The sequence below is a fragment of the Paracoccus sp. SSK6 genome (assembly GCF_039770665.1).
Taxonomy (GTDB): Bacteria; Pseudomonadota; Alphaproteobacteria; order Rhodobacterales; family Rhodobacteraceae; genus Paracoccus.
Map to the genome: position 1 here is coordinate 1 of NZ_JBDPNJ010000023.1, position 17,433 is coordinate 17,433.

The following is a 17,433-nucleotide window of genomic DNA, read 5'->3' on the forward strand; positions in this document are numbered from 1 at the left end:
GAGATGTTGATGCTATGATTGATCGCTTGATGGTTGCATCAAAAAGGTGTGATTCGCGGCAAAGGGCTGAGTTCCACGAGACGCGGTCCGGTTTGGCCGACAATATCCGCCGTTCCCGTCCACAAGCGGATGACATCCGCAAGCCTCCGCAACCCGCGAAATCCCGCAATGTCCGAAACCTCGGACAGAGTTGATGATCTACCGCGCATTATGGTCGATCACGCGATGCGCACCCGCACGCGGTGGTCCTCGCCGATCCTGACAAGGCTGCTCAATTCCGGGGGGCGGCCGATTTCGGGACGCCGGTCGATGGGGGGCCAGAACCTGCTTCCGGGCGGGGGTTCGGGGGCTGGCGGCAGGCCCCCGGAGGCGCCGCCGGTCAGGCGGGTGGGGTTCGGGATCGTCTCGATCAGCCGCCGGGTATAGGGATGGGCGGGCGCGGTGAAGACCTGCCGCCAGCCGCCTTCCTCGACGATCTGGCCCGCGAACATCACCGCCACCCGGTCCGAGACATGTTCCACCACGCCCAGGTCGTGCGAGATCATCAGGTAGCTGAGGCCCAGGTTCTGCTGCAGGTCCATCAGCAGGTTGATGATCTGCGCGCGGATCGAAACGTCCAAGGCGCTGACCGGCTCGTCCAGGACGATCAGCCGGGGGCCGAGGATCAGGGCGCGGGCGATGCCGATGCGCTGGCGCTGTCCGCCCGAGAATTCGTGCGGATAGCGGGCGGCATGTTCGGGCAGCAGGCCCACCTGGCGCAGGGCGGCGGCCACGCGCTCGGCCCGCTCGGCGCGGTTCCTGACGCCGTGCAGCATCAGCGGCTGGGACAGGGCGCGGCCGATGGTCTCGCGCGGGTTCAGGGTCGAGAAGGGATCCTGGAAGACGATCTGCGCCAGCCGCGCGCGCGCCAGCCGGTCGGGCGCGCCGGGACCATAGACCGGGCGGCCCTCGACCGTGATGGCGCCCGATGTGGGCTGCTGCAGGCCCATGATCGACAGGGCGGTGGTGGACTTGCCGCAGCCGCTTTCGCCGACAAGGCTGAGACACTGGCCCGGCTGGACCGCCAGATCGACGCCGTTGACCGCATGGATGGTCCGGCTTTGCCCCAGCAGCCCACCCGAGACGGGAAACCGCACATGCAGGTCATGGACCGCAAGGATGGGTTCGCCAGCGGGCATGGGGTTCGCGGCAGGGCTCATGCGGCTTCCCCCCTGGGAACAAGATGGGTCGCGGCGAAGTCGGGCGCGTCGCGGTCGATGGCCATGTCCAGGTCGGCCAGGCGGTGGCGTCCTTCGGTCGCGCGGCTGCCAAGGCGGGGCAGGGCGGCCAGAAGGCCGCGCGTGTAGGGATGGCGCGGGTCCGTGAACAGCGCCTTGGCGTCGCGCAGTTCCAGCAGGCGGCCGTTCGCCATGACGCCCACCCGCTGGCACATCTGGGCGATCACGCCAAGGTCGTGGCTGATGAGCAGGACGGCCGTGCCCTCGCGCTCGCACAGTTCGCGGATCAGGCGCAGCACCTCGGCCTGGACGGTGACATCCAACGCGGTGGTCGGCTCGTCCGCGATCAGCAGGTCGGGGCGGCAGGCCATCGCCATGGCGATCATCACCCGCTGCCGCAACCCGCCCGACAACTGGTGCGGATAGGCGCGGGCGCGACCTTCGGGGTCGGGCACCTGCACGGCGGCAAGCGCCTCGACCGCCTTCGGGCGGGCCTCGGACCAGGACAGGCCGCGATGCAGCACGAACATCTCGGCGATCTGGCGGCCGATGCGGGCCAGGGGATTCAGGGCCGTCATCGGCTCCTGGAAGATCATCGAGATGCGGTCGCCGCGCAGCCGGCGCATGGACCGGCGCGGCAGGGCCAGCAGATCCTGCCCGCCATAGAGCGCCTGTCCCCCCAGCGTCGCCAGGGGGCGGCGGTTCAGGCCCATCAGCGCCAGGGCCGAGGCCGACTTGCCGCTGCCCGATTCCCCCACCAGGCCGAAGACCTCGCCCGGCATGATGTCGAAGCTGAGGTCGCGGACGATGGTCCGGGTCGCGCCGCCCCGTTCCGGGATGCCGATGGTCAGGCCGCGGATGTCCAGCAGCGGGCCGCTCATGCGCGCACCTGCATCCGGGGGTCCAGCCAGTCGCGCACCCCGTCCCCCAGCAGGTTGAAGCCCAGGACGGTGACGAAGACGGCAAGGCCGGGGAAGATCGTGGCCCATGGCACGCTGCGGATCGCCTCGCGCGCGTCGGTCAGCATGTTGCCCCAGGAGGGCGCGGGAGGTCGGATGCCCAGGCCCAGGAAGGACAGCGCGGCCTCGGCCAGAACCGCCTCTCCGATGCCCAGGCTTGCCATGACCAGGACCGGCCCGACGATGTTCGGCAGCAGTTGCGTCAGCATGATGCGGATGTCGCCGTAACCCAGCGTGCGCGCCGCCTGGACATAGCCCTGCGACTTCAGCGACATGACGGCGCTGCGGGTGATGCGGCAGCTCCAGCTCCAGTTGGTCAGGCCAAGGGCGATCAGCAGGCTGACCACGCCGGGGCCAAGCACCGCCATGATGGCCAGCGCGAAGACCAGCGACGGGACGGCCAGCATCAGGTTCGTCAGCCCGTTCACCACGTCGTCCCACCAGCCGCCCCAGTAGCCCGCCGACAGGCCCAGGGCGATGCCGATGGTCGAGTTGATGGCCTGCGCCACGATGCCGATGGTCAGCGACACCCGCGCGCCGTAAAGGACGCGGGCAAACACGTCCCGTCCCTGGCTGTCGGTGCCGAACCAGTGGTCCCACGAGGGCGGCATTTCCGAGTTCATCAGGTCGGCGTCGAGGATCGGGTCATGCGCGGTCAGCAAGGGCGCGAAGACCGCGCCCCCGATCACAAGCAACACCAGCGCCAGTCCCAGCGTCAGGTTCAGGCGGAAGGGGATCTGCATGGCGCGTCCTCAGCGAAGGCTGATGCGGGGGTCGATCGCGGCATAGACCAGATCGACCAAGACATTGATGACCAGGAACCACAGCACGATCACCAGGATTGTGCCCTGCACCACGGGGATGTCGCGGATCGCCACGCTGTCCACCATCAGCGATCCAAGGCCGGGCCAGGAAAACAGCTTCTCGATCACCAGCGCCTGCCCCAGCAGCGACCCGATCTGCAGCCCCAGCGTGGTCACGATCAGGACCATGACATTGCGCAGGACATGCCAGCGTACCATCTGCGCGGGGCTGGCGCCCTTGGCCATCGCCGTGCGGATATGGTCCGAGGCCATCACCTCCAGCACGCCGGCCCGCGTGGTGCGCGCCAGAAGCGCCAGCGGCGCGAACCCCAGCGCGATGGCGGGCAGGATCAGGTTGCGCAACTGCCCGTCGCCATAGCCGAAGCTGGGCAGCCAGCCGAGTTGGAGGGCAAAGACATACATCAGCAGCAGGCCCAGCCAGAACTGCGGCATCGACAGGCCGGACACCGCGCCGATCATCGTGACGCTGTCCAGCAGGCTGCCCGGCCGCATCGCCGCCAGAAAGCCCAGCGGGATGCCGACCGTGACCGCCAGGGCCATGGCCGACAGCGCCAGTTGAAGCGAGGGCCAGATCCGCGCGGCGATCAGGTCGATCACCGGCTCTCGGGTGCGGAAGGATGTGCCCAGGTCGAACTGCACCAGCCGCACCAGATAGTCCCAGAACCGCACGGGCAGGGGCTTGTCCAGACCGAACTGGGCGTTGAGCTGGGCCACCAGTTCCGGCGACAGCGCCCGCCGCCCGCCGCCGGTCATGCTGCCGGCAAAGCTGCCGGGCAGGACGCTGAAGATCAGGAAGATCAGCGCCGCGACGGCCAGCAATGTCGGGATCATCTGCAGCAGCCGCCGCAGGACATAACGTCCCATTCTTCCGTCCCCCGGTGTTGTTGAAGGAATGATCCCGCGGCGGCAAGGCGCCGCGGGATCCCGGCCTTTATTGCGGCTTGCGGTCGGCCGGCGCGGTGTCGTCGATCCAGATCGTCTCGTAATCCTGGATCGCCAGTTCCTGCGGGTTGCCCTTCAGCCCGTGGACCCAGGGCTGATAGGCCATCACCGCCTTGTTGTAGTTGAAGAACCAATAAGGCGCTTCGTCGCGGATGATGGCGTCGGCCTGGCGGATCAGGTCGTTGCGCTTGGCCTCGTCGCGTTCCTGCTGCGCGGCCTCGTAGAGCCTGTCCACCTCGGGGTTGCTGAACTTGGTATAGTTGCAGGCCGACTGGGTGGTCTTGCTGTAGAAGCAGCGCAGGGTGTTCAACGGGTTCGGCCCGCTTTGCAGCGACCAGATGAAGGCGGTGAAGTCGCCGCCCGTGATGCGGTCTTCCAGCACGGCGTTCTCGACCGGCTCGACGCTGGCGCGGATGTTGGACTTGGCCAGCATCGGGATGATCGCCTCGATGATGGGGGCGCCCCAGCTTTCGTTCTGGTTGGCGATCACCGGCAGGTCGATGCCGCCCTCGTGCCCAGCCTCGGCCAGCAGGGCCTTGGCCTTTTCCGGGTCATAGGCATAGCCCTGCGCGTTCGGGTCGAAGGCGGGCGAGGTCGTCGGCATGAAGCCCACCGCCGGGAAGGCCTTGCCCTTGACCAGCTTGTCGATGATGAGCTGCCTGTCGATGCCAAGGTTGACCGCCTGGCGGACGCGCTTGTCGTCGAAGGGCGGCTTGGTGGTGTCGAAGCCGACGACGCGGGTGAACAGTTCGGCCACCTCCAGCAGGCCCTGCGACAGGTCGGGGTCGGCCTGGTATTCCTGATACTGCTGGCTGCCCAGGACCGAGACGTCGATTTCCTTGTTGCGGAAGGCCACGTCGCGGGCCGCCGCCTCGCCCATGATCATGATGTTCAGCCGGTCGAGATAGGGTTGCCCGTCCCCGCCGAAGAACTTGTCGAACCGCTCGAAGCTGACGCGCGAGCCGGGGACATGTTCGACAAAGCGAAACGGCCCCAGGCCCACCGGCTGGGTCGCCTGCGTGTCGCCGTCCACGTCCGAGGGATAGATGGGCGCATAGTTCTGCATCAGGTCGAAGCCGGGATCGGCGCTGGAGGTGAAGGTGATCTCCAGCGTGTGGTCGTCGATCTTCTTCAGGCCCGACATCTCGGTCGCGCTGCCGCCCTGGACTTCGTCGAAGCCCTTGATGCGCGACACGAAATCCGCGCTTGGCGAGGCGGTCGCGGGGGCTGCGATGCGGTTGTAGCTGAAGATGACGTCATCGGCCGTGAAGGGCTTGCCGTTGTGGAACACCGCGTCGGTGCGCAGCTTGTAGGTATGGACCAGCCCGTCGTCGCTGACGGTTTCCTCGGTGAACAGGTCGGGCTCGGGCTTGCCGGTCTCGGGGTTCCACTTGTACAGGCTGCGATGCATCGCATGGGCCACGATCTCGGTCTGGACCTCGGCCGAGGCGGTGATGTCCAGCGTTCCCACGCTGCTGCCATAGGGCGCCGTGAAGTTCAGCGTCCCGCCCTTTTGCACCTCCTGCGCCCAGGTCGCGGGCGCGCAAAGCGCGGTTCCTGCCAGCAGCAGGGCGCCAATCGTGGCTCTGATCGTCATCGTTACTCCTCCCCGGTTATCGTTGCTTGTGTCTTCAGGCGGCGTTGCGGTCGAAGACCACGGCGCCACCCAGCACCGTCAGATCGCAGGCCGTGTCGTTCAGGATCTGCTCGGGCGTGGCGGTCAGAAGGTCGCGCGAAAAGACCGCGATGTCGGCCACCATGCCCGGTTGCAGCCGGCCCTTGAAGCCTTCCTCCCGCGCCAGCCAGGCGCCGTTCTCGGTAAAGACCGTCAGGGCGGTCTCGATGTCCACGGCCTCGTCCGCCACCATGTCGGTCCCCTTCCAGGTCCGGCGGGTCAGCATCTGGTGCAGGTTCGGGCGCGGATCCGTGCGGCAGACGGGCGAATCGCTGCCGGTGCCGGGGCGGAACCCCATGTCGAGCCAGGTCTTCAGCGGGGAGACGCCGCGCGTCACCGCCTCGTCCATGACCGCCAGATAGCTGTCGCCGAAGTAATGGACGAAGGCCTGCTGGGGCGAAGGCTCGATGCCGGCGGCCTTCATGCGGGCGTGCTGTCCGGGCGTGGAAAAGCAGCAATGCTCGACCCGGTGGCGGCGGCCGGGATCCGGTTGCGCATCCAAGGCCTTCTCATAGGCGCCGATCAACTGGTCGATGGCCATGTCGCCGATGGCATGGCAGGCAAGCTGGTAACCCTTGGCGTGGTAATCCGCGACAAGGCTCTCAAGCTGCGGGGTCGGCAGCATCTGGACGCCGAAATTGTCCGGCTGGTCGCGATAGGCGCGGCTTGTCCAGGCTGTCCGTCCCCCCAGCGAGCCGTCGAGGAAGATCTTGACCGCGCCCACGCGCAGCATCTCGTCGCCGACTCCGGTGACAAGGCCCGCCTGGAAGCAGGGCTCGACGATCGAACTGCCGGGATCGCCCAGCAGCGTCAGCGAGACCCGCACCGGCAGGCGCCCGTCGCGCTTTGCCAGGTGATAGGCGCGGATTTCGTCCATGCCCGCGATCATGCCGACGGCGGCATCCATGCAACTGGTGATGCCATGGGCCAGCAACTGCCGCCCGCCCGCCTCGATGGCGTCGATCAGGGCGTCCACGTCCGGCCGGGGAATGTGGGCGCTGACCAGATCCTGCGCGTTCTCAGCCAGCATCCCGGTCAGCACGCCGTTCTCGACCTCGACCACGCCGCCTTCGGGCGCGGGGGTCGAGGCGGTCACGCCGGCGATCTGGAGCGCGCGGCTGTTGGCGACCGAGACATGGCCGCAGGTGCGCGTCAGCAGGACCGGGTGATCGGGGGCCGCGGCATCCAGTTCGGTCCGGTGCGGATGGCGGCCGATGTCCAGCTTCTGCTGTTCGTATCCGCGGGCGCGGATCCATTCGCCCTTGGGCGTGACGGCGGCGCGGGCCCGGATCGCCGCCAGCACGGCCTCCAGCGTCGGCGCGGCCTGGGGCGAGACATCGACATGGCCCAGCACCAGCCCGGTCGAGATCAGGTGCAGGTGGTCGTCGTAAAGCCCCGGCATGGCGAAGCGGCCGTCCAGATCGACCACCCGCGTATCGGGCCCGGTCAGGGCCGCGATCTCGGCATCGCTGCCCACCGCAAGAACCCTGCCTTCCCAGGCCGCAAGCGCCTGCGCGACGGGCAGGCCCGCGCCACACCAGATTGTGCCGCCTTTCAGCACCAGATCCGCAACAGGGCCCATCGATCCTCCCGAGCATGTTCCGCGCAGGTTAGCCGCTGTCTTGGAGATGGCAAGGAAAGTCTCTCAATTTTTTGCTTGTGTTTTCATTGTCTCCGGCACAGCCTCGCGCTTCGCCGAAACCAGGGATGCCAGGAATGAAAGTCTTCATCAGCGCCGACATGGAGGGCACCGCAAGCATCGCCTGCTGGCCCGAGACCGAGCGCGACAAGCCCGAATACCCCGAGTTCCAGCACCTGATGACCGCCGAGGTGGTGGCCGCCTGCGAAGGCGCGCTGGAGGCGGGCGCGACCGAGATCGTCATCAAGGACGCCCATCACACCGGGCGCAACCTTCTGGTGGACCGCCTGCCGCCGCAGGCGCGGATCGTCCGGGACTGGTCGGGCCATCCCCATTCGATGATGTTCGGCATCGACCGCGACTGCGCGGCGGCGATCTATACCGGCTATCACGACGCGGCGGGGACCGACAGCAATCCGCTGGCGCACAGCTTCAACGGCAGGATCATGCGCCTGACGATCAATGGCGCGCTTGCCTCGGAATTCACCGTGAACGCGCTGACCGCGGCGTCGCTGGGCGTGCCCTCGGCCTTCCTGTCGGGCGACGGCGGCATCTGCGCGGCCGCCGCAGGGCTGGCGCCGGGGATCGTGACGGTGCCCGTCAGCCAGGGCTTCGGACCTGCCGCGTCCTCGGTAACCCCCGCCCGCGCCCGCGACCTGATCCGCGAGGGCGTGAAGGCGGCCCTGTCCGACCTGCCGCTCCGCAGCCATCCGCCGCTGGCACCCCGCTGGGACCTCGAGGTGGAGTTCAGCACCCCCGTTGACGCCTATCGCGGCAGCTTCTTCCCCGGCGTCGATTACCCCGAGCCGCGTCGGCTCCGCTTCGCCCGCGACGACTGGTTCGAGGTGCTGCGCACGCTGCGCTTCCTCTGGTAGGCAGCCGGGGCTGAGCAAGGGCAAGGGCCGCAGGGGTCCATCCATGGCGGCAGCGTCCTGGGCCTTCCTTGGCCGGATGCTGCCCTGACGGCCGGCATCCGGCGGTCCGATGCCGATGCAGCACCGTGCCGGGGTTCAGGGAAGCGGCGCTTCGGCCAGGCAATCGGCCAGGGACATGCGCAGGGCTCCGCCCCGCCCGGTGAACCGCCCGGCCGACAGCATCGAATTCAGGACGGCTTCCTGGGTGGCCTCGGCCGCAGCCTGGAAAAGCAGGTCGATCCGGCTCTCGCTCAGGACGCGCCGGGCGACGATCTCCGGACCTTCGTCATGGTCGATGGTGTCGGCGGTCGAGAATGCAATGGCGATGTCGCCGCTGCCATGCCCCCAGAAAGAGCCAAGCCGCGCCAGCCCCGCGCCGCTGCGCCGCGCCACGCGGGCCAGTTGCCGGTGCTCCAGCGGCACGTCGGTGGCCAGCACCACGATGACCGAGCCTTTCTCGGTCCCCTGGGACGCGGGTTCCGCAACGGGGGGCGACAGGCGGCGGCCATCGGGCAGGGTCAGATCGCCCGCCCTGCCGAAATTCGTCAGGACAAGCACGCCCAGGTGGAAATCCTGCCCCGCGATCCCGAACCTGCGCGAGGCCGATCCGATCCCGCCCTTGAACCCGAAGCAGGTCATGCCCGTGCCCGCGCCGATGCTGCCCTGCTCCACTGGGCCGCCATCGGCCGCCGCCAGCGCCTGGCGGGCATGGTCTTCGGTGACGGCCATGGCCTGGATGTCGTTGAGGGGGCCGTCGTTGCATTCGCCGACCACGGCGTTGATCGTCGAGGTCGTGCGGCCGATATCGGGGTTGCGGGCCAGGGCATCGCGGATCAGGGCCGCGCTGCACGCCGCGACCGAGAGCGTGTTGGTCAACAGGATCGGCGTCTCGATCGTGCCAAGTTCGTCGATCTGCACAAGCCCGGTGGTCTTGCCGAACCCGTTGATCACATGGCTGGCGGCGGCAACCTTGCGCCGGAACAGGTTGCCCCCGTGCGGCAGGACCGCCGTGACGCCCGTGTTGATGTCGCCGCTTTGCAGGGTGCAATGGCCGACCAGGACGCCGGGCACGTCGGTGATGGCGTTCATCGCGCCCCGCGGCAGGTCGCCGCAGGCAAGGCCGAAGCTGTCGATGTTGCGTCTCATCCGTGATCCCTGTGTGTCGTGAACCTGTCAACCGCAACTGCCCGAGGGCGATGATACCCCAGGACAGCCCGTCCCGGAGGCCGCCTTGGGCAGCGGCCCTTCCTTCCAGGGCCACCGGGCCGTTCCGCGATCTGTGGACAGTTTTCCAGCGGATTCAAGACATTCCGGCCCGGAAAAGACCGGACCCGTGCCGGTCTTTTCGGGATTGTCCTTGTCCTCAGGCCACCAGGGGCTTGTTGTTCTGGGCGTGACGCATCGCAAGCTTTCGGCCCAAGCGCCCCGAGGCCAGAAGCCGCGCGCCGGGGCGCACGAAGTCCGCGTTGCGCAGGTCGGGGAAAAGGGTGAGGATCTCCTCCCGCGCGGCCTTGCCGATCATGGTCAGGGCCTGCCTGCCGGGATGAAGCGACTCGGTTTCCGCGCCGTTGGACCAGACCACCTGATGGTCGTCGAACAGGAAGTGGACATAGGTGATCTCGTCCAGATCCTCGGCGATGTCGATGCCTTCGACCGGCAGAAGCTGCTTGGCCGCGACCAGGACCTCGTCTGCGCCAAACATCTTCTGCGCGATCTTCGATCGGACCAGAACCCGGTGCTGGGGCGAGACGATCAGGTCGGCATCGGGCGTGCTGCGGCCAAGCGCGCCCGCCCTGATGCGGATCGGGCGCAGGTTCGGTGCGGCCTCAAGCTCGGCCGCGCCAAGGCCACGCTGCCCGATCCAGCGGATCGGCTGGAGGCCCGCATCGCGGGTCTGGACCTGGTCGCCCACCGCCAGCTTTCCCGCAGGAACCGGACCGCGGGCGGTCAGGATCAGCGCGTCCGCGCCAAAGCACACGACATTGGTGCTCGTATTGTCCAGCGTCTCTGCAGCAACCGCGTTGCCGCCGTTCCGAAGCACGAGATCGAGCGTCGGCAGGCCGTTCTGGCCGTTCAGAAGGTTCAGCCGGCCATCTGCCTGGTCGGCGCGCATCCAGGCCAGCGGGTTGTAATACTGCTGGTCCGGGTTGGCGGCGTTCCAGCGGGCGAGGTTGGCCTCGTTGTAGAAGCCGGACAGGTCGATGAAGTCGCGGCTGTCGGCATCGGTGCCGGAATAGAAATCCGTGATCAGGTCGCCATCGCCCGCAACGAAGGTGTCGCGTCCCGATCCGCCGGTCAGCGTGTCCGCGCCCGCGCCCCCGTCCAGCGTGTCGGCCCCTTCGCCGCCCGTCAGGCTGTCCGCGCCTGCCCCGCCCGAAAGCAGATCCGCGCCCGTCCCGCCGTCGATGGTGTCGTTGCCGTCGCCCCCGTCAACCGTGTCGCTGCCGTCGCCCGCATTGACGATGTCGGCGCCGCCGCCGGCATTGACCACGTCGTCCCCGGTGCCCGCGTTGATCGTCTCGGCGCCGGTGCCGCCAGTGATGGTGTCGGCGCCCGCGCCGGTGTTGAAGGTCGCAGCGCCGGCATTGGCGGCGGCGTTGATGGTGTCGCCGCCCGCGCCGGTGGTGATCGTCTCCATCTGGCTGAAGCTTGCGGTGTTGCCGCCGCTGGTCAGCGTGCCGGCCTCGTTGGCGAAGGTCACGGTGACGGCCGTGGGGACGGCCGAGGCATCCAGCGTGTCGTTGTCGGTCCCGCCCGCCGTGATGGTCTCGCCGCCGGTGATCGTGTCATTGCCAAAGGCGCCGGTCAGCAGGATGGTGTCGGCATCCGCGCCGCCCGAGATCGTGTCGTTGCCCGCGCCGCCGTCAATGGTGTCGCGGCCGTCGCCCGCATTGACGCTGTCGCCGCCGCCGCCGGCATTGACCACGTCATTGCCGGTGCCCGCGTTGATGGTCTCGGCGCCGGTGCCGCCGGTGATGGTGTCGGCGCCAGCCCCCGTGTTGAAGGTCGCAGCACCCGTATTGGCGGACGCGTTGATGGTGTCGCCGCCTGCGCCGGTGGTGATCGTCTCGATCGCGGAGAAGGTTGCGGTGTTGGCGCCGCTGGTCAGCACGCCCGCCTCGTTGCCGAAGGACAGGGTGACGGCCGTCGGGATGGCCGAGGCATCCAGCGTGTCGTTGTCCACGCCGCCTGCCGTGATGGCCTCGCCCCCGGCGATGCTGTCGGTGCCGAAGGCGCCGGTCAGCAGGATCGTGTCGGCATCCGCCCCGCCCGAGATCGTGTCGTTGCCCGCGCCGCCGTCGATGGTGTCCGCGCCCTCGCCGCCGAAGAGGCTGTCGGCGCCCGCGTCGCCCCGCAGCGAGTCCGTCCCTGCGCCGGCATAGACGGTATCGTTGCCGTCCCCGGCGATGATGGTGTCGTTGCCGTCCCCGCCGTCGATGGAGTCGTTGCCGCCCTGGGTGCTGGTGCCAAGGGTATCATCACCATAGATGACATCGTTGCCCGTGCCGCCATAGATGCGGTCGTCGATGGTGCCGCCCGGCCGGCTGCGGCCGCCGGTTTCCAGGACCAGGCCCTCGTCGCCGTCCCACAACCCGCCGATGATCGTGTCATTGCCCGTGCCGCCGAACAGAAAGTCCGAGCCCGTCCGCCCGTCGATGACGTCGTCTCCGCCGCCACCGTCCAGATAGTTGGTATAGACCGAGCCGTCGGGATCCTCGCCGTCGCCGTCCGTGCCGGTCAGCGTGTCGTTGAAGGACGTGCCGATCGCCCCGTCGATGCCGGCAAACGTATCCACCCCCAGCCCTGCAGCGGTCAGGTCGACACTTCCGTTCTGGACGGTGATGTTGATTCCCGCCGTTCCGTCGGAAAAGTCGGCAATGTCCGTGCCGGTGCCGCCGTTCAGGGAATCGTTGCCCGCCCCCCCTCTCAGACGGTCCCAGCCGCCCTGGCCGTAAAGGGTGTCATTGCCCGCGCCACCGATGAGAACATCCGTGTCGCCCTCGCCTCCGACCGCTCCATCCGTCCTGCTGCCGCCGCCGCCAATGAGGATGTCATTGCCTCCCAGGCCATTGATGGTCTGTGGAGCGGATGTTCCGGTAATGGTTTCTCCGGCCTCCGTGCCGGTGATCGGTCCGACATTATAGGTGGGCGAGATCACGATGGTTGCCCCAGTGATCGTCACGCCGGATGAGTTGGGGACAAAGTACAACTGGCCGTCCGTCCCGACCTGGAAGGTGCCGTCCAGGTCGCGGTTGGCGAAGGCTTCGGCGCCCTGGCTTCCGGTGGCCCTGATCGTGCCGGAACCTCTTTCGGCCTGAGTGGTGAAGGTCGTCGCGGTCGTGGAAACGCCGTCACCGAACCAGAGAGAGTTGTCGGTTCCAACAGTGACGAGATATCCGGTAGGCATCAGGGACTCCGTATCAAAGAATTCGTTATGTCGCTTCGGGGCCATCATACAGCCCCTTGGCGGAAGAAGACAAACACCGGGGCAGCCGGGTTTGCGGAACAACCCGAGGCATACCCCTGCATAATGCACAATTTAACCATATTGCAGCAGGTTCCCGGGGGGAAACAACTTTTACTTGTGCGCCTCGCCGATGCGCAGCTATCCGCTTGGGCGCGATTGGGCCTGCCTCGCCGCGCATGTGCCGTCGTGGCTGCGCGGAAGGCCGGGAAAGCCGTCGTGCGGGCGCGCCCTGCTGGCAACGCCTGCCCTGGGCTAGGCCCAGGCAGGCGTCCAGCATCACGCCTGCTGCCGGGCCGCTTTCCTGCGGCGGCGGGCGGCGATCGCGCCGCTGCCCGCCAGGCCGCGCGCCCCGGCGACGCGGGCGATCTGGAACCGCGCGGCCTGGGGCGTGATATGCGGGTCGAGGCCGCTGCCCGAGGTGGTCAGCATGTCCAGCGGCGCCCCTGCGCCCAGGGCGGCGCGGGCCGCCTCGACACGCTCCACCAGCACGGCGCTTGAAGGCGCGAGGTTCGAGCCGCCAGAGGCCGATGCGTCGTAGCCCACGGCAGAGGGACGGCCGTGGAAATAGGTCGCGCCCGTGAAGTTCTGCCCGATCAGGCGCGATCCGATGACGGCGCCACCCCGCCTTATCAGGCTGCCATCGGCCTGTTCGGGAAAGAGCGCCTGCGCAAGCCCGGTCATCCCCAGGGGATAGGCAAGCCCGGTCAGCATGGTCAGGGCCACAAGCGTGGCAAGGGCGGGACGAAGTTCTTTCAGCATGATGGTTCCTCAGACCAGGCCGATGGCGGTGATCGCCACGTCGATCGCCTTGATCGCGGCGAAGGGCACGATGATGCCGCCGAGGCCATAGACGAGCATGTTGCGGGACAAAAGCGCGCCGGCACCGACCGCGCGGTACCTGACGCCCTTCAGCGACAGCGGGATCAGCGCCACGATGACCAGGGCGTTGAAGATGATGGCCGACAGGATCGCGCTTTCGGGGCTTTCAAGCCCCATCACGTTCAGCGCCGACAGTTGCGGATAGAAGGCGATGAACATCGCCGGGATGATCGCGAAGTACTTGGCGATGTCGTTGGCGATCGAGAAGGTCGTCAAGGCCCCGCGCGTCATCAGAAGCTGCTTTCCGATCTCGACGATCTCGATCAGCTTGGTGGGGTCGCTGTCCAGATCGACCATGTTGCCCGCCTCGCGCGCGGCCACGGTGCCGGTGTTCATCGCGACGCCCACATCGGCCTGGGCCAGGGCGGGCGCGTCGTTGGTGCCGTCGCCGCACATGGCGACCAGCTTGCCCCGCGCCTGTTCGCTGCGGATCAGGTCCAGCTTCATCTCGGGCGTGGCCTCGGCCAGGAAGTCGTCCACCCCGGCCTCGGCCGCGATGGCGGCGGCGGTCATGGGGTTGTCGCCGGTGATCATCACCGTGCGGATGCCCATGCGGCGCAGTTCGGCAAAGCGTTCGCGGATGCCGCCCTTGACGATGTCCTTCAGATAGATGACCCCAAGCAGCCGGTTGTCGCGCGCCACGGCAAGGGGCGTTCCACCGGCCTTGGCCACCTCCTCGCCGATGCGGCGGATGTCGTCCATGTCGGCGGCCGAGGCGCGGCCCCGCCCCGTGGCCGAATCCGCCCCCGCCACATGCTTCAGGATCGCGTCCACCGCGCCCTTGCGGATCCGCGTGCCGTCCACGTCCACGCCGCTCATCCGGCTTTGGGCGGTGAAGGGGACGAAGGCGGCCTGCAGGCTGGACATGTCGCGGGCGCGGATGCCGTATTTCTCCTTGGCCAGCACCACGACCGACCGCCCTTCGGGCGTCTCGTCGGCAAGCGAGGCAAGCTGCGCCGCATCGGCCAGTTCCTCGGGCGTGACGCCGCGCAGGGGGCGGAACTCGGACGCCTGGCGGTTGCCCAGGGTGATCGTGCCGGTCTTGTCCAGCAGAAGCGTGTCGATGTCGCCCGCCCCTCGACCGCGCGGCCCGACATGGCCAGCACGTTGAAGCGCACCAGCCGGTCCATCCCCGCGATGCCGATGGCCGACAGAAGCGCGCCGATGGTCGTGGGGATCAGCGTCACGAACAGCGCGACCAAGACCATGACCGGGATCTCTCCGCCCGCATAGGCGGCGAAGCCGGGGATCGTCGCCCCGGCAAGGACGAAGATCAGCGTCATGCCGGCCAGCAGGATGTTCAGCGCGATCTCGTTGGGGGTCTTCTGGCGCTCGGCCCCTTCGACAAGGCCGATCATGCGGTCGATGAAGGTGGAACCGGCCGCCGCCGTGATGCGCACGACGATCCGGTCCGACAGCACCTGCGTGCCGCCGGTGACGGCGCTGCGGTCGCCGCCGGATTCGCGGATCGCGGGGGCGGATTCGCCGGTGATCGCGGCCTCGTTGACCGAGGCCACGCCCTCGATCACCTCGCCGTCCGAGGGGATGATCTCGCCCGTCGCGACCACGACGAGGTCGCCGACCTTCAGGCTGGTCGAGGCAACCTTGCGCCCGTTCTGCAGCGTCGCCTGGGTGTCGGTGCGGGTCTTCCTGAGCGACGCGGCCTGCGCCTTGCCGCGTCCCTCGGCCACGGCCTCGGCGAAGTTGGCGAAAAGGACCGTGAACCACAGCCACAGCACCAGCTGGAAGCTGAAGCCAAGGTTTTCCCCGCCCGTGACCAGATCCCTGGCCAGCAGCACGGTGCAAAGCACCGTCACCACGGCCACGACGAAGATGACCGGGTTCCTGACCAGCTTGCGCGGGTCCAGCTTCGCGATGGCTCCGCCAAGCGCGGGAACCATGATGCGGGCGTCGAACATGCTTGTTTGCGATTGACTCATGATGTCTGCCTTGCGGTTCAGAAGGTCTGCCCGGCCAGGATGGCAAGGTGTTCGACGATGGGACCAAGGGCCAGGGCCGGGAAGAATTCCAGCCCGCCCATGACCAGGATCACCCCGATCAGAAGGGCGGCGAACAGCGGCCCATGGGTGGGGAAGGTGCCGTCCGAGGCGGGAACGGTCTTCTTCGCGCCCAGCGATCCCGCCAGGGCCAGGATCGGCACGATCATCAGGAACCGCCCCATCAGCATCGCAAGGCCCAGCGTCAGGTTGTACCAGGGCGTGTTGGCCGACAGGCTGGCGAAGGCCGAGCCGTTGTTGGCGCCCGCCGAGACATAGGCGTAGAGGATTTCCGAAAACCCGTGCGGCCCCCCGTTCAGGACCGAGGACAGGGCCTCCGGCAGCACCACGGCCACGGCCGTCAGCCCCAGCATCACCAGGGGCAGGACCAGAAGCGCCAGCATGGCCATCTTGACCTCGCGCCCCTCGATCTTCTTGCCAAGGTATTCGGGCGTGCGGCCCACCATCAGGCCCGCGATGAAGATCGCCACGATCACGAACAGAAGGATGCCGTACATCCCGGCGCCCACGCCGCCGACCACGACCTCTCCCAGCATCATGTTCAGCATCGGGATCATGCCGCCAAGCGCGGTCAGCGAACCGTGCATCGCGTTCACGGCCCCGCAGGAGGCGGCGGTCGTGACGACCGCGAACAGGGCCGAACTCACCATGCCGAAGCGTGTCTCCTTGCCTTCCCAGTTGCCGCCCGCGCCGATCAGCGGGTTCCCGGCAGCCTCGGCCCGATAGACGACCGTGACGCCGATGACGAACAGCACGCCCATTGCCGCAAGGATCGCCCATCCCTGCCGCTGGTCGCCCGCCATGCGCCCGAACAGGTTGGTGAAGGCCGCACCGATCGCGAGGATCGAGACCATGTGGATCAGGTTGGTCAGCGCGGTCGGGTTTTCGAAGGGATGGGACGCGTTGGCGTTGAAGAAGCCGCCGCCATTGGTGCCCAGATGCTTGATCATCATCTGCGAGGCGACGGGCCCCTGGGCGATGGTCTGCTGGCCGCCTTCCAGCGTGGTGGCGACGGTATAGGGCGCCAGGTTCTGCGGCACCCCCTGCCAGACCAGCACCAGCGTTCCGACGATGCAGGCCGGCAGCAGGACATGAAGAACGGCGCGGGTCACATCGACCCAGAAGTTCCCCAGGCTGCTGGCCGAACGCCGCGCAAAGCCCCGGATCAGCGCCACCGCCACCGCCATCCCTGCCGCTGCGGACAGGAAGTTCTGCACGTTCATGCCCATCATCTGCGTCAGGTAGGACATCGTCGTCTCGCCCGCATAGGCCTGCCAGTTGGTGTTGGCGACAAAGCTGACGGCGGTGTTGAAGGCCAGGTCGGGGGCCACCCCCGGCATGTCCTGCGGGTTCAGCGGCAGCGCGCCCTGGATGCGTTGCAGCAGATACAGCGCCAGCAGCCCCGCGACCGAAAAGAACAGCAGCGACGCGGCATAGCGCGTCCAGTGCTGCTCGTCCCGGTCCGAGGTGCCGGCGAGGGTCAGGATCGTCCGCTCGGCCGGAGCCAGCAAGGGGGAAAGAAACGTCCGCTCGCCCGAGAAGACGCGGAACATGTAGCCGCCCAGGGGCCGCGTCAGGATGACGATGATCCCGCAGTAAAGCAGGATCTGGAGCCAGCCATTGATGGTCATGATTGTGGTCTCGCTTTCGTCAGAACCGTTCCGGGCGCACAAGCGCCCATGTCAGGTAGACAAGCAGGAAGGCGGCCACCCCGCCGCCCAGGATGTAATCGAACGGCATCGGCGGGTCTCACAGCTTCTGGCAGGCGCGCAGATAGGCGAACGCCACCGCGAAAAATGCCGCCGTGATGAGAAGAACGAGGATTTCCATGTCCATTCCTTCGGGTTCCGGGCCGCCGGACGGGCGGCGCCCTGGGCCGAAGGTGGCGAAATCTGCAT

At 67.8% G+C, this 17,433-nt stretch carries 13 protein-coding genes and 1 pseudogene; 2 read left to right on the forward strand and 12 right to left on the reverse strand.

Annotated elements, in window-relative coordinates; genetic code table 11:
* Positions 1 to 194: hypothetical protein (locus tag AAIL68_RS13285; protein ID WP_347140266.1), on the forward strand; the 194-nt coding region annotated here is incomplete at its 5' end.
* A 24-nt stretch (positions 195 to 218) separates the two neighbouring features.
* Here AAIL68_RS13285 and AAIL68_RS13290 read toward each other — a convergent pair.
* From AAIL68_RS13290 to AAIL68_RS13315, 6 genes are all read right to left on the reverse strand, one after another.
* A complete protein-coding gene (locus AAIL68_RS13290) occupies positions 219 to 1,199 on the reverse strand; it encodes an ATP-binding cassette domain-containing protein (RefSeq protein ID WP_347140267.1) in 981 nt (326 codons plus the stop codon).
* On the reverse strand, positions 1,196 to 2,098 hold the full coding sequence (locus AAIL68_RS13295) for an ABC transporter ATP-binding protein (RefSeq protein ID WP_347140268.1): 903 nt from the start codon (positions 2,096 to 2,098) through the stop codon (positions 1,196 to 1,198). The genes AAIL68_RS13290 and AAIL68_RS13295 overlap by 4 nt, the downstream gene beginning before the upstream one ends.
* Positions 2,095 to 2,919 (reverse strand): ABC transporter permease, encoded by an 825-nt coding sequence (locus AAIL68_RS13300; protein WP_347140269.1) that lies wholly within the window; start codon positions 2,917 to 2,919, stop codon positions 2,095 to 2,097. Before AAIL68_RS13300 ends, AAIL68_RS13295 begins: the two co-directional genes overlap by 4 nt.
* Positions 2,920 to 2,928: 9 nt before the next feature.
* On the reverse strand, positions 2,929 to 3,864 hold the full coding sequence (locus AAIL68_RS13305) for an ABC transporter permease (protein ID WP_347140270.1): 936 nt from the start codon (positions 3,862 to 3,864) through the stop codon (positions 2,929 to 2,931).
* Between the two features lie 67 nt (positions 3,865 to 3,931).
* Entirely contained in the window at positions 3,932 to 5,539 is a 1,608-nt protein-coding gene (locus tag AAIL68_RS13310) for an ABC transporter substrate-binding protein (RefSeq protein ID WP_347140271.1), read from the reverse strand.
* 34 nt (positions 5,540 to 5,573) lie between these two features.
* Entirely contained in the window at positions 5,574 to 7,199 is a 1,626-nt protein-coding gene (locus tag AAIL68_RS13315) for an amidohydrolase (protein WP_347140272.1), read from the reverse strand.
* 134 nt (positions 7,200 to 7,333) lie between these two features.
* On the opposite strand from AAIL68_RS13315, the gene AAIL68_RS13320 reads away from it, so the two are divergent.
* Entirely contained in the window at positions 7,334 to 8,131 is a 798-nt protein-coding gene (locus AAIL68_RS13320) for a M55 family metallopeptidase (RefSeq protein ID WP_347140273.1), read from the forward strand.
* 135 nt (positions 8,132 to 8,266) lie between these two features.
* Here AAIL68_RS13320 and AAIL68_RS13325 read toward each other — a convergent pair whose 3' ends face one another.
* From AAIL68_RS13325 to AAIL68_RS13350, 6 genes and pseudogenes are all read right to left on the reverse strand, one after another.
* The gene (locus AAIL68_RS13325) at positions 8,267 to 9,316 is read right to left on the reverse strand and encodes a P1 family peptidase (RefSeq protein WP_347140274.1); all 1,050 of its coding nucleotides are present in this window, start codon (positions 9,314 to 9,316) and stop codon (positions 8,267 to 8,269) included.
* 217 nt (positions 9,317 to 9,533) lie between these two features.
* Positions 9,534 to 12,578, reverse strand: a complete 3,045-nt coding sequence (locus tag AAIL68_RS13330; protein ID WP_347140275.1) for a Hint domain-containing protein — start codon at positions 12,576 to 12,578, stop codon at positions 9,534 to 9,536.
* 336 nt (positions 12,579 to 12,914) lie between these two features.
* Complete coding sequence (gene kdpC / locus AAIL68_RS13335; RefSeq protein WP_347140276.1) at positions 12,915 to 13,397, reverse strand: potassium-transporting ATPase subunit KdpC; 483 nt, start codon at positions 13,395 to 13,397, stop codon at positions 12,915 to 12,917.
* Positions 13,398 to 13,406: 9 nt separating this feature from the next.
* Positions 13,407 to 15,457 (reverse strand): annotated as a pseudogene (kdpB, locus tag AAIL68_RS13340) (potassium-transporting ATPase subunit KdpB).
* A 17-nt stretch (positions 15,458 to 15,474) separates the two neighbouring features.
* Positions 15,475 to 17,166 carry a potassium-transporting ATPase subunit KdpA gene (kdpA, locus tag AAIL68_RS13345; RefSeq protein ID WP_347140277.1) on the reverse strand — a complete coding sequence of 564 codons (1,692 nt, stop codon included), beginning with the start codon at positions 17,164 to 17,166 and terminating at the stop codon, positions 15,475 to 15,477.
* Positions 17,167 to 17,185: 19 nt separating this feature from the next.
* On the reverse strand, positions 17,186 to 17,275 hold the full coding sequence (locus tag AAIL68_RS13350; protein ID WP_347140278.1) for a potassium-transporting ATPase subunit F: 90 nt from the start codon (positions 17,273 to 17,275) through the stop codon (positions 17,186 to 17,188).
* Between the last annotated feature and the right edge of the window lie 158 nt (positions 17,276 to 17,433).